General features: G+C 76.2%; 1 protein-coding gene. It reads left to right on the forward strand.

Annotated features, from left to right (window positions below; genetic code table 11):
- Positions 1 to 13: 13 nt before the first annotated feature.
- Complete coding sequence (locus SNR22_RS21600; RefSeq protein WP_320068446.1) at positions 14 to 14,692, forward strand: type I polyketide synthase; 14,679 nt, start codon at positions 14 to 16, stop codon at positions 14,690 to 14,692.
- The last annotated feature ends 3 nt before the right edge of the window (positions 14,693 to 14,695 follow it).

Here is a 14,695-nt window from a genome sequence, read left to right on the forward strand (position 1 = left end):
ACGGAGTAGCCCGATGCCCACTGAGGCTGAGTTCCTCGACTACCTCCGGCGCGCCACCGCTGACCTGCGCGACGCGCGCCGGCGGGTGCGTGAGGTGGAGGCCAAGGACCGCGAGCCGATGGCCGTGATCGGGATGGCGTGCCGCTACCCGGGCGGGGTGTCCAGCCCGGCGGAGCTGTGGAATCTGGTCGACGCGGGCGGCGACGGAGTGGGGGACTTCCCGACCGACCGGGGCTGGGACCTGGAGCGGCTGTTCCACGTCGACCCGGACAACCCGGGCACCTCGTACACCAGCCAGGGCGGGTTCCTCTACGAGGCCGCACAGTTCGACCCGGGCTTCTTCGGCATCAGCCCCCGCGAGGCCCTGGCCATGGACCCGCACCAGCGGCTGCTGCTGGAGACCTGCTGGGAGGCGGTCGAGCACGCCGACATCGACCCGCAGCGGCTGCGGGGCAGCCGAACGGGCGTCTTCGCCGGGGTGATGTACCACGACTACGCGTCCCGGGTGCTGGACCTGCCGGACGGCGTCGAGGGGTACATCGGCACCGGCAACTCCGGCAGCGTCGTCTCCGGTCGGGTGGCGTACGCCCTCGGTCTGGAGGGGCCGGCCGTCACGGTGGACACCGCGTGCTCGTCCTCGCTGGTGGCCGTACACCTCGCCGGGCAGGCCCTGCGCCAGCGCGACTGCGACTTCGCGCTGGCCGGCGGCGTGACCGTGATGTCCACCCCGGGCACCTTCGCCGACTTCTCCCGGCAGCGCGGCCTCTCCTCCGACGGCCGGTGCAAGTCGTTCGCCGCAGCCGCCGACGGCACGGGCTGGTCCGAGGGGGTCGGCGTGCTGCTGCTCCAGCGGCTCTCCGACGCCCGCCGCGACGGCCGCCGGATCCTCGCCGTGGTGCGCGGCAGCGCCGTGAACCAGGACGGCGCTAGCAGCGGTCTCACCGCACCCAACGGCCCCTCCCAGGAGCGGGTGATCCGGCAGGCCCTGGCCCACGCCCGGCTCTCCCCGGCCGACGTCGACATCGTCGAGGCGCACGGCACCGGCACCACCCTCGGCGACCCGATCGAGGCGCAGGCGCTGCTCGCCACGTACGGGCAGGACCGGGGCGAGGGCGGGCCGCTCTGGCTGGGCTCGATCAAGTCGAACCTCGGCCACACCCAGGCGGCGGCGGGCGCAGCCGGCCTGATCAAGATGATCGAGGCGATGCGGCACGGGACGATGCCGCGGACCTTGCACGTCGACGAGCCGTCCCCGCACATCGACTGGACCGCCGGTGCGGTCTCGCTGCTGACCGAGCCCCGCGCCTGGCCGGCGTCCGACCGGCCGCGCCGGGCCGCCGTGTCGTCCTTCGGCATCAGCGGTACGAACGCCCACGTCATCCTGGAGCAGGCCCCGCCCGCCGACGCCCCCGCCGACGCCCCCGCCGCCCTCGCCCCCGCCCCCGCCGTCGCGCCCGCCGTGGACGCCGTTGCCCCGACCGGCGCACCGGTGGCGCTGCCGCTGGCCCCGGTGCTGCTCTCCGCCCGCACCGCCGAGGCGCTCGCCGGGCAGGCCGCCCGGTGGGCCGACCACCTCGCCGCGGGCGACGCCCCGAGGCCGGTGGACGTCGCCGTCTCCTCGATCAGCCGTTCCGGGCTCGAACACCGGGCCGTCGTCCTGGCCGAGGGGCCCGACGATCTGCTCGCCGGGCTGCGGGCCCTCGCCGACGGCGAGCCGAACGGGACGGTCACCACCGGGTCGGCGTCCCCGCGCGGCCGGGTGGCGTTCCTCTTCTCCGGCCAGGGCGCCCAACGTCCCGGCATGGGCCGCCAGCTCGCCGCGACCTTCCCCCGATTCGCCGCCGCCCTCGACGAGGTGTGCACCGAACTCGACCCGCGTCTGCCCCGCCCGCTGCGCGAGGTCATGTTCGCCGAGCCGGGAACGCCCGACGCGGAACTGCTGAACGAGACCGTCTTCACCCAGCCCGGCCTCTTCGCCGTCGAGGTAGCGCTGTTCCGCCTCGTCGAGTCGTTCGGCATCACCCCGGACTTCGTCGCCGGGCACTCGATCGGGGAGATCGCCGCCGCCCACGTCGCCGGGGTGCTCTCCCTGGCCGACGCGTGCGTCCTGGTCGCCGCGCGGGGCCGGCTGATGCAGGACCTACCGGCCGGCGGCGGGATGCTCGCGATCGGCGCCGACGAGGCCGCGGTCGTCAAGTCTCTGGTCGGGCTGGCCGACCGGCTCGACGTGGCCGCCGTGAACGGCCCCGCCGCCGTGGTCGTCTCCGGGGACGTCGAGGCCCTCGACGAACTTCAGCGGACCTGGTCCGACCGGGGCGTCCCGACCCGCCGGCTGCGGGTCAGCCACGCCTTCCACAGCGTCCGGGTGGACCCGATGCTGGCGGAGTTCGCGGCCGTCGCCGACGGGCTGACCTACCACCCGCCGGCCATCCCGGTCGTGTCCAACCTGACCGGCCGGATCGCCGAGCCGGGGCAGCTGCGCGACCCCCGGTACTGGGTGCGGCATGTCCGAGGCGCCGTGCGCTTCGCCGACGCCGTCGCCTCCCTGCACGCCGAGGAGGTCGGCACCTACCTGGAGCTGGGGCCGAGCGGCGTGCTCACCGCCATGGCGCAGGGCTGCCTCACCGACCGGCCGGGGGACGACCCCGAGCCCCTGCTGGTCGCGGTGTCCCGGCCCGACCGGCCCGAGCCGCAGGCCGTCCTGGAGGCCTTCGCCCAACTGCACGTGCACGGCCTGGCACTCGACTGGGCACGGCTGCTCGGCGACGCCGACGGCCGGCGGATCGACCTGCCGACGTACGCGTTCCAGCACCAGCGGTACTGGCTGGAGTCCGCCGGCCGGTGGATGGACGTCTCCGGGGCCGGTCTCGGCGCGGCCGGGCACCCGCTGCTCGGCGCCGCCGTCTCGGTGGCTGGCGAGGACATGGTGGTGCTGACTGGCCGGTTGTCGGTGGCGACTCATTCGTGGTTGGCCGATCACGTGGTCGCCGGCTCCGTGGTGGTGCCGGGGACCGCGCTGGTGGAGTTGGCGGTGCGGGCCGGCGACGAGGTGGGCGCGTCACGGGTGCGGGAGTTGACCGTGGCCGCGCCGCTGCTGCTGCCCGCGACCGGCGGGGTGCGTGTCCAGGTGCGGGTCGGCGCGGCCGACGCGTCCGGCGTGCGGTCGGTGACGGTGCACTCGCAGCCGGAGGAGGACGTCGACCCGGAGTGGGTCCGGCACGCCGAGGGAGTGCTGGAGCCGGTGTCGGCCGACGAGCCGGTGCTCGGGCAGTGGCCCCCGGCCGGCGCGTCCGAGGTGGACCTCGGCGGCTGGTACCCGGCGGTCGCGGAGCGTGGCCTGGCGTACGGGCCGGTGTTCCGGGGTTTGCGTCGGGCGTGGGTGACCGGTGACGAGGTGTTCGCGGAGGTGGCGTTGCCGGACGAGGTGGCCAGGGAGGCTGCGGCGTTCGGGGTGCATCCGGCGTTGTTGGATGCGGCGTTGCATCCGGTGGGGTTGTTGTTGGCGGGTGAGTCTGGTGGTCCTCGGGTGCCGTTTGTGTTCGAGGGTGTGCAGGTGCATGCGTCGGGTGCTGCGGTGTTGCGGGTGTGGTTGTCGCGGGTGGGTTCTGGGGTGCGGTTGGTGGCGGTGGACCAGTTGGGTGTGCCGGTGGTGTCGGTGGATTCGTTGGTGTTGCGGGAGATGTCCGGGGTGGCTGCGGTGAGTCCGGCGGCCCGGTCGTTGTTCGAGGTGTCCTGGTTGGCCGAGGAGGTCTCCCCGGTTGGGCAGCTCGACGGTTGGGCGTTGCTGGTAGCACCGCCGGGGCAGGTTCCCAGTGCCGCCGGTGGGTTGGCGTCGTATGTGGATGTGGCGGGGGTGGTGGAGGCGGTTGCGGCGGGTGCGGTGGCGCCGGTTGCGTTGGTGTTGCCGGTGTCCGCTGTTGCCTCCGGGGTGGTGGGGTCGTCCCCGTCGGTGGCTGGTCGGGCGGTGCCGGAGTTGGTGGGTGGGGTGGCGTCTGGTGTGTTGGCGGTGGTGCAGGGGTGGTTGGCGGCGGAGGTCCTTGCTGGTTCGCGGTTGGTGGTGGTGACTCGGGGTGCGGTGGTGGCCCGGGACGGTGATGTGGTGGCTGATCTGGCGGGTGCGGCGGTGTGGGGTTTGCTGCGGTCGGCGCAGTCGGAGCATCCGGGTCGGATCGTCCTCGCCGACGTGGACGGTGCCCTGGATGTGGCGACGCTGAGCCTGCTGGCCCGGGTGGCGGACGAACCGCTCGCCACCGGCGGCCAGGTCGCGGTACGGGGTGGCGACGTGCTCGCGCCGCGCCTGGTCCGCGCGTCGGTGGCCGCGTCGGATTCCTCGCCCGGGGTGGGCGAGGGTTCGGTGTTGGTGACCGGTGGTACGGGTGCGTTGGGTGCGTTGGTGGCGGAGCACCTGGTGACGGCGCATGGGGTGCGGTCGTTGGTGTTGGTGTCCCGGCGGGGCGTGGACGCTCCGGGCGCGGCCGAACTGGTGCAGCGGCTGGCGGGGTTGGGCGCTGAGGCCCGGGTGGTGGCGTGCGACGTCACCGACCGGGAGCAGGTGACCGGGCTGGTCGCGGAGATCGCCTCGGCGGGCCGACTGGCGGGCGTGGTGCACACGGCCGGGGTGCTCGATGACGGTGTGGTCGAGGGGCTCACCGCCGAGCGGTTGGCGGGGGTGTTGGCGCCGAAGGTGTCGGCGGGCTGGTTCCTGCACGAGGCGACCGCCGAGCTGGACCTGGACCTCTTCGTGCTCTTCTCGTCCATCGCCGGGGTGATGGGCTCCCCGGGTCAGGCGGCGTATGCGGCGGGCAACGCGTTCCTGGACGCGCTGGCGGCGCACCGCCGGCAGGCGGGCCTGCCGGCGGTCAGTCTCGCCTGGGGCATGTGGGACACCGACGGGATGGCGGCGTCCCTCGGCGAGGCCGAGCGGGTCCGGTCGACCCGGGGCGGCGTCGCCGCGATGAGCGCCGAGACCGCGCTGACGCTCTTCGACGCGGCGGTCGCGGCGGACCGGCCGGCGCTGGTGCCGGCCGTGATCGACGTGGCCGCCCTACGGGCCGCAGTTGGCTCCGGCATGGTGCCGCCGCTGCTGCGGACCCTGGTCGGGGCAACCACCAGCCGCCGCCAGGCCGGACAGGGGGCCACCTGGGCCACCCGCATTGCCGGCCTCACCGCCGAGGAGGCCCGTGCCCAGATCGACGTGCTGATCCGGGGCCTCGTCGCCCAGGTGCTCGGTCACGGCGGCGCGGAGGCCGTGCCGGCGGACCGGGCGTTCCGCGAGCTGGGCTTCGACTCGCTGACGGCGGTGGACCTGCGCAACCGGGTGAACGCCGCCAGCGGCCTGCGGCTGCCGTCGACGTTGGTCTTCGACTACCCGACGCCGCAGGCGCTGACCGCCCATGTGCACGACGAACTGTCCGGGGCCGGCAGCACCGTGGCCGTGTCGGGCGCGCGTACCAGCACCGGCCTCGACGAGCCGATCGCGATCGTCGGCATGGCCTGCCGCTACCCGGGTGGGGTGGAGACGCCGGAGCAGTTGTGGGCGTTGCTGGCCGCCGGTGCTGAGGGGATCGGCGAGTTCCCCGCAGATCGGGGCTGGGACCTGGAGTCGTTGTTCGACCCGGATCCGGACCATCCGGGCACGTCGTACACGCGGCATGGTGGTTTTCTGTACCGGGCCGCCGACTTCGACCCGGCCTTCTTCGGCATTTCGCCGCGCGAGGCCCTGGCGATGGACCCGCAGCAGCGGCTGCTGCTGGAGACCTCCTGGGAGACGTTCGAGTCCGCCGGGATGGACCCGGCGGGGCTACGGGGGAGCCGGACCGGTGTCTTCGCCGGCGTCATGTACCACGACTACGCCTCCCGACTCATGGACGCCCCCGACGAGGTCGAGGGGTACATCGGGACCGGTAACTCCGGCAGCGTGCTGTCCGGCCGGGTGGCGTACACGTTCGGCCTGGAAGGGCCGGCGGTCACCGTGGACACCGCATGCTCGTCGTCGCTGGTCGCGCTGCACCTCGCCGTGCAGGCGCTGCGGTCCGGCGAGTGCGATCTGGCCCTCGCCGGCGGCGTAACCGTGATGGCCACCCCGGGGACGTTCATCGAGTTCTCCCGTCAGCGGGGTCTGTCGGCCGACGGGCGGTGCCGGTCGTTCGCGGCGTCGGCGGACGGAACGGGCTGGTCGGAGGGGGCAGGGGTGCTGCTGGTGCAGCGGCTCTCCGACGCCCGCCGGGAGGGCCGCCGGGTCCACGCGATCGTGCGCGGCACGGCGGTGAACTCCGACGGTGCGTCCAACGGGCTGACCGCCCCGAACGGCCCGTCGCAGCAGCGGGTGATCCGGCAGGCGCTGGCCAACGCCCGACTGACCACGGCCGACGTGGACGCCGTCGAGGCGCACGGCACCGGCACCACCCTCGGCGACCCGATCGAGGCGCAGGCGTTGCTGGCGACGTACGGGCAGGACCGGAGCGAGGTCGCGCCGCTGCTGCTCGGCTCGGTCAAGTCGAACCTCGGCCACACTCAGGCCGCCGCCGGGGTGGCCGGTGTCATCAAGATGGTCCTGGCGATGCGGCACGGCGTGCTGCCGCCGACGCTGCACGTGGACGAGCCGTCCCCGCATGTCGACTGGTCGGCCGGGGCGGTGGCCCTGGCCACCGAGGCGACGCCGTGGCCGGAGGTGGGTCGGCCGCGTCGGGCGGCGGTGTCGTCGTTCGGGATCTCCGGCACCAACGCCCACGTCGTCCTGGAGCAGGCCCCCGAGCCGGCCGCCGCCCCGCGCACCGAGCCCGTCACCGGCGGCGGGCTCGTCCCGCTGGTGCTCTCCGCCACGGACCGCCCCGCCCTGCGGGAGCAGGCCGTCCGGCTGCGCGCGCACCTGGCCGCCCACCCGGAGGTCGACCCCGCCGAGGTGGCGTACGCCCTGGTCACCACGCGGGCGGCCTTCCCGCAGCGGGCCGTCGTCCTCGGCCGGGACCGGGCCGAGCTGACCCGGGGCCTGACCGCGCTGGCCGACGACGAGCCGGCGGCCGCCGTGGTGACCGGCGCGACGCTGCGCGGCACCGCCCCCGTCCTCGTCTTCCCCGGCGACGGCTCGCAGTGGCCCGGGACGGTCGGGGAACTGCTGGACTCCGCCCCGGCCTTCGCCGCGTCGATCGCCGACTGCGAGGCCGCCCTCGCGCCCTGGGTGGACTGGTCGCTGACCGACGTGCTGCGCGGCGCCGAGGGCGCCCCGCCGCCGGCCGCCCCGGGCGTGGCGCGGCCCGCCCACTGGGCGGTGACGGTCTCCCTGGCGCGGCTGTGGAGCTCGCTCGGCGTACGCCCGGGCGCGGTGCTCGGGCACGCCGAGGGTGAGATCGCCGCCGCCTGCGTCGCCGGGGTCATCTCCCTGGCGGACGGCGCGAGGCTCGCCGCCGGCCGGGCGCCGGCCGACCCCGCCGACGGTGTCACGATCCGCCCCGCCGAGCTGCCGTACCACTCCTCGCTCACCGGTGGGGCGGTCGACACCGGCACCCTCGACGCCGGCCACTGGCACCGCGACCCGGGGGAGGCCGGCAACCTCGGGCGGGCCGTGCACGGCCTGCTCGCCGAGGGCCACCAGGTCTTTCTGGAGGTCGGCCCGCACCCGGTGCTCAGCCCGGCCGTGCGGGAGGCGATCGACGCCACCGAGCACGAGGCCGCCACGGTGTTCACCCTGGACCGCGACTCCGGAGGCTGGGCCCGGCTGCTCACCGCTCTCGCCGAGCTGCACACGTATGGCGTCGAGGTGGACCGGAACGCCGTCTGGGGCGCGCGCACCGGTCCGGCGGTGCCGCTGCCCACATACGCCTTCCAGCGGCAGCGGTACTGGCCAGAGTCGCCGGTGCGCAGCGGCCCGACCGCGACCGCCGAGGACCAGGCCGACCGCCGGTTCTGGGACGCCGTCGAGCGCGCCGACACCGGGGCCCTGGCCGCCGCGATGCGCGTCGACGAGACCGAGGCCCGGATGCTCGGCGAGGCCCTGCCGCTGCTCTCCTCCTGGCGGCAGCGTCGACGCGACGAGTCCACGGTGGACGCCTGGCGCTACCGGGTGCGGTGGACGCCGCTCGCCGCCGCCGAAGCCTCCCTGGCCGGCACGTGGCTGCTCGTCACCCCGGCCGCGTGCGCCGGCCACCCGCTCGTCGGGCAGGTCGCGCTGGCCCTCGGCGAGGCCGGGGCCGACGTCGTACCGGTGAGCGTCGCCGAGACCGACCGGGCGGCGCTGGCCGCGCGGCTCGCCGACGTCGCCACCGACGCCGTCACCGGCGTGCTCTCCCTGCTCGCCCTCGACGAGAGCGGGCACCCGGACCGGCCCGTCGTCCCCGCCGGCCTCGCCGGCACCCTCGCCCTCATCCAGGCCCTCGGCGACGCCCGCGTCACCGCCCCGCTCTGGTGCGCCAGCGGCGGCGCCGTCTCCACCGGCCGCGCCGACCCGCTCGACCACCCCCGGCAGGCCCTCGTCTGGGGCCTCGGTCGGGTCGCCGCCCTGGAACACCCCGACCGCTGGGGCGGCCTGGTCGACCTGCCGGCCACCCTGGACCGGCGGGCGCGCGGCCGGTTCGCCGCCGTCCTCGCCGGCATCGGCCACGAGGACCAGGTCGCCGTGCGCCCCTCCGGCCTCTTCGCCCGCCGGCTCGTTCGCTCCGGCGCCGATGCTGCGCCGGAGGCCACCGGCTGGCGGCCCGGCGGCACCGTCCTGGTCACCGGCGGCCTCGGCGCGATCGGCGCGCACGTGGCCCGCTGGCTGGCCCGCGAGGGCGTGGCCCACCTGGTGCTCACCGGCCGGCAGGGCCCGGCCGCCCCCGGCGCCGCCGAACTGGAGGCCGAACTGACCGGCCTCGGCGCAGCCGTCACCGTGGCCGCCTGCGACATCGCCGACCCGGACTCCCTGCGCGCCCTGGTCGACCGGCTCGCCGCGAAGGATGTCACCGTCGACGCCGTGTTCCACGCGGCCGGGGTGGCCCATGCCGGCCCGCTCGGCGACACCGACCTCGCCGCGCTGGCCGACGGCCTGTACGCCAAGGTCGCCGGCGCGGCCAACCTCGACCGGACCTTCGGCGACGTCGCCGCGTTCGTCCTCTTCTCCTCCGGCGCCGGCGTCTGGGGCGGCGGCCACCAGGGCGGCTACGCCGCCGGCAACGCCTTCCTCGATGCCCTCGCCGAGGACCGGCGCCGCCGCGGCCTCGCCGCCACCGCCGTCGCCTGGGGCGCCTGGGAGGGCAGCGGCATGCTCGACAGCGAGGGCGCCGCCGACCAGATGTTCCGCTCCGGCGTCCGGCCGATGCGCCCCGACCTGGCTGTCGCGGTGCTGGCCCGGGCCCTCGCCCAGGACGAGACCGCCCTCACCGTGGCCGACATCGCCTGGGACCGGTTCCACCAGACCTTCGCCCTGACCCGCCCCCGGCCCCTGATCGAGGAGATCCCCGAGGTGGCCCGGGCCCTCGCCGCCGGTGACCGCGACGACGAGCCGGCCGAGGCGTCCCCGCTGCGCGGCCGGCTCGCCGGCCTGGCCAAGCCGGAACGCCGCCGCACCCTGCTGGAACTGGTCCGGGTGCACGCCGCGGCGGTGCTCGGGCACGCCTCCGCCGAGGCGATCGGCGCGGACCGGCCGTTCCGGGAGATCGGCTTCGACTCGCTCAGCGCCGTGGCGATGGGTAACCGGCTCGGCGAGGCGGTCGGGCTGCGGCTGCCCGCCACGCTGGTCTTCGACCACCCCACCCCGGCGCTGCTCGCCGGCTGGCTGGCCGACCGCATCCTCGGCGTCACCGGGGAGGCCGCCGCGCCCACCCGGGCCGCCGCCGCCCTCGACGAACCGATCGCGATCGTCGCGATGAGCTGCCGCTACCCCGGCGGGGTGGCCAGCCCTGAGGACCTGTGGCGGCTGGTCGCCTCCGGCCGCGACGCGATCGCCGCGTTCCCCGCCGACCGGGGCTGGGACCTCGACGCCATCTACGACCCCGACCCGGATGCCCCCGGGACCTCGTACGCCCGGGAGGGCGGCTTCCTCGCCGACGTCGGCGGCTTCGACGCCGCGCTGTTCGGCATCGCCCCGCGCGAGGCGCTGGTGATGGACCCGCAGCAGCGGCTGCTGCTGGAGACCGGCTGGGAGCTCTTCGAGCGGGCCGGCATCGCCCCCGCCGACACGCGGGGCAGCGACACCGGCGTCTTCGTCGGCACCAACGGCCAGGACTACGCCACCCTGCTGATGGCCGCCCGCGCGGAGACCGAGGGCTACCAGGCCACCGGCAACGCGGCGGCGGTCGTCTCCGGCCGGCTCTCCTATGCCTTCGGGCTGGAAGGTCCGTCGCTCACCGTCGACACCGCCTGCTCGTCGTCGCTGGTCGCGCTGCACCTGGCCGTCCAGGCGCTGCGTGCCGGGGAGTGCGAACTCGCGGTGGCCGGCGGCGTGACCGTGATGGCCACCCCCGGCCCGTTCCTGGAGTTCGCCCGGCAGCGCGGCCTCGCCGCCGACGGCCGGTGCAAGTCGTACGCGGGCGCGGCCGACGGCACCGGCTGGGGCGAGGGCGCCGGCCTGGTGCTCCTGCAACGGCTCTCCGACGCCCGGCGCGACGGCCGGCGGGTCCTCGCCGTGGTACGTGGCTCCGCCACCAACTCCGACGGCGCGTCCAACGGGCTCACCGCCCCCAACGGCCCCGCCCAGCAGCGGGTGATCCGGCAGGCCCTCGCCAACGCCGGCCTCACCGCCGCCGACGTGGACGCCGTCGACGGCCACGGCACCGGCACCCGCCTCGGCGACCCCATCGAGGCGCAGGCGCTGCTCGCCACGTACGGGCGGGACCGGCCCGCCGACCGGCCGCTGCTGCTCGGCTCGGTCAAGTCCAACCTCGGCCACACCCAGGCCGCCGCTGGCGTCGCCGGGGTCATCAAGATGGTGATGGCGCTGCGGCACGACCTGCTGCCGCCCACCCTGCACGTCGACGAGCCCACCCCGCACGTCGACTGGTCGGCCGGCGCGGTGGCACTGCTCGCCGAGCCCACCGCCTGGCCCGAGCGGGGCGGGCCGCGCCGCGCCGCGGTGTCGGCGTTCGGGGTGAGCGGCACCAACGCCCACGTCATTCTCGAACAGGCCCCGCCGGCCGACGAACCCGCCCCGCCGGCGGAGCACGTCGAGCCGCCCGTGCCGCCGCTGCTGCCCTGGGCGGTCTCCGGCAACGACGAGGACGGGCTACGCGCCCAGGCCGCCCGGCTCGCCGACTGGGCCGACGCCGACGCCGACGCCGAGGCCGAGGCCGACGCCGACGCCGCGCCCGACGCCGACGCCGCGCCCGTCGTCGCCGTCGCTCGGGCGCTGGCCACCACCCGGTCCCACCTGCGGCACCGGGCCGTGCTGCTCGCCGCCGACCGCGACGGGTACGTGGCCGGGCTGCGGGCGCTCGCCGCCGGGCAGGGCCACCCGAGTGTCACCCGCGACATCGCCGAGCCCGGCGGCACCCTCGCGGTCCTCTTCTCCGGCCAGGGCGCCCAGCACGCCGGGATGGGCCGGGAGCTGTACGACGCGTTCCCCGCCTTCGCCGAGGCCCTCGACCAGGTCTGCCAGCACCTCGACGCCCACCTGCCCCGGCCGCTGAAGGAGGTGCTCTTCGCCGCCGAGGACACCGACGAGGCCGCGCTGCTCGACCAGACCGTCTTCACCCAGGCCGGCCTCTTCGCCGTCGAGGTGGCCCTGCACCGGCTCCTGGCCGGCTGGGGCGTGCGCCCCGACCTGGTGGCCGGGCACTCCGTCGGCGAGATCGCCGCCGCCCACGTGGCCGGCGTGTTCGGCCTCGCCGACGCCTGCGCCCTGGTCGGCAGCCGGGGCCGGCTCATGCAGGCCCTCCCGGCCGGCGGTGGGATGCTCGCCGTCGCCGCCGGCGAGGCCGAGGTCGCCGACGCCCTCACCCCGTACACCGACCGGGTCGCGATCGCCGCCGTCAACGGGCCGGCCGCCGTGGTGGTCTCCGGGGCCGGCGACGCGCTCGCCGAACTGGCCGGGCACTTCACCGCCCTCGGGGTACGCACCAAGCGGCTCACCGTCAGCCACGCGTTCCACAGCCCGCTGATGGAGCCGATGCTCGCCGAGTTCGCCGCCGTCGCCGCCACGCTCGACTACGCCCCGCCGACCGTCCCGCTGGTGTCCAACCTGACCGGCCGGGTCGCCGACGCCGAGCTGCTCTGCACCCCCGACTACTGGGTGCGGCACGTACGGGAGCCCGTCCGGTTCGCCGACACCGTCGCCCACCTGCACTCCCTCGGAGTGGCCGCCCTGCTGGAGGTCGGCCCCGACAGCGTGCTCACCGCCCTGGCCGCCGAGGCGCTGCCCGACGCCGGGCGCACCCTGGTCACCGGCACCCAGCGCCCCGGCCGGGATGAGGCTGCGGCCCTGCTCGGCGCGCTGGCCCGGCTGCACTGCCACGGCGTACGGGTCGACTGGGCGGCGCTGCTACCCGCCGCCGAGCCGGTCGAGACACCCACGTACGCCTTCCGGCACCAGCGGTTCTGGCCGGTCGGCGGTGGCGACGTGGTCGGCGTCGCCGCGCCGGCCGCCCCGACGGCCGGCACCGTCGACGAGGCGTTCTGGCAGGCCGTGACCGCCGACGATGGCGACGGGCTGGCCGCCCGCTTCGGTGTCGACCCGGACCAGCCGCTACGCGCCCAACTACCCACCCTCGCGCGCTGGCACCGGCAGCGGCAGACCGATGCGCTGGTCGACGGCTGGCGCTACCGGATCACCTGGCCGCAGCGGCGGCTCGCCGCCGGCCCCGCCGTCAGAGACTGGCTGCTGGTCGTCCCCACCGGGGCCGCGTCCGAGACCGCCGAGCGGGTCGCCGCGCTGCTCGGCGACCACGGCGGCGCCGTGCGCACCCTCGCGGTCGACCCGGCGACGCTCACCCGGGACGAACTGGCCGGGCTGCTGCCCCCGCCGACCCGGACGCCCGCCCGGATCGTCTCCCTGCTCGCCCTGGACGAGCGGGCCCACCCGGACCACCCGGCCGTGCCGGCCGGGCTCACCGGCAACCTCGCCCTGATCCAGGCCGTCACCGACGCCGCCCCGGCCGGGCCGCTGTGGCTGCTCACCCGGCAGGCCGTCAGCACCGGCCCCGGCGACCGGATCGCCCACCCCGCCCAGGCCACTACCTGGGGCCTCGGCCTCGTCGCCGCGTTGGAACACCCCACGCACTGGGGCGGCCTGCTCGATCTGCCGGCCGAGCTGGACGCCGCCGCCGGGGAGCACCTGCTGCGGGCGCTGACCAACGCCGACGCTGAGGACCAGCTCGCCGTGCGGCCCCTCGGCACGCACCTGCGCCGGCTCGCCCGGGCCCCCCGCGCCGAGCTGCCTGACGCCCCCGACTGGCGGTCGCCGGAGACCGTGCTCGTCACCGGTGGCACCGGTGCCGTCGGCCGGTACGCCGCTGGCTGGCTCGCCCGGCACGGCGCGCGACGGCTGGTCCTGGTCAGCCGGCGCGGCCCGGACGCCCCCGGCGTCGCCGATACCCTCGCCGAGCTGGCCGACCTCGGCGCGCAGGCCCGGGCCATGGCCTGTGACCTGGCCGACCGGGACGCCGTCGCCGCCCTCGTCGACGGACTGCGCCGCGACGGCGAGACCGTACGCGCCGTCGTGCACGCCGCCGGCGTCGGCCGGCTCAACCCGATCGCCGCGGTCGACACCGACGAACTCGCCGAGGTGGTCTCCGCCAAGACCGCCGGGGCCCGCCACCTCGACGAGCTGCTCGACCCCGATGACCTGGAACTGGTCGTCTACTTCTCCTCCATCGCCGCCGCGTGGGGCGTCGGCGACCACGGCGCGTACGCCGCCGGCAACGCCTTCCTCGACGCCTGGGCGCAGTCGCGGCCCGCCGGCCGGGCCCGGGTGCTCTCGGTCAACTGGGGGCCGTGGGCCGGCGGCGGCATGGTCAGCGACGCGCACGCCGTGGCGATGAGCCGCCGGGGCGTCACGCTGCTCGACCGGGAGCCGGCGATGGCCGCGCTGCGCGCCGCGATCGTCGGCGACGGCACGGTGCTCACCGTCGCCGATGTCGACTGGGCGCGCTTCGCCCCGGTCTTCGCCTCCGCCCGGCCCCGGCCGCTGATCGCCGAACTGCCCGAGGTGGCGGCCCTGCGCGCCGACGGTGACCCGGCCGCCGACGGCGACGACGAGACCCGCACCGGGCTGCGCAAACGGCTCGCCGACCTCACCGCCGCCGAGCAGAACCGGCTGCTGGTCGACCTGATCCGCACCGCAGCCGCCGAGGTCATCGGCCACGACAGCCCGTACGCCCTGGAGGCCGACCGGCCGTTCCGGGACCTTGGCTTCGACTCGCTGACCGCAGTGGAGCTGCGCGGCCGGCTGGCGAAGGCCACCGGGCTGCATCCGCCCAGCTCCGTGGTGTTCGACTACCCGACCCCGCAGGCCCTCGCCGAGCACCTACGCGCCGAGTTGGTCGACGAGGCGTCGGTGGAGGCGCTGCCCACCGTCGAGGAACTCGACCGGCTGGAGGAGTCGCTCGTCCGCCGCGAGGCCGACGACCTCGGCCGGGTGCGGATCACCATGCGGCTGCACCGGCTGCTGGAGCGCCTCGGCGCTGCCGGACAGCCCGAGGAGACCGCCGACGTGGCCGACCGGTTGCGTAACGCCAGCAACCAGGAGCTTTTCGATCTTTTGGACAGGGACCTCGGGCTCTCCTGAGGC

It is taken from the genome of Micromonospora sp. RTGN7 (assembly GCF_033804645.1).
In the GTDB taxonomy this organism is placed as follows: Bacteria; Actinomycetota; Actinomycetes; order Mycobacteriales; family Micromonosporaceae; genus Micromonospora.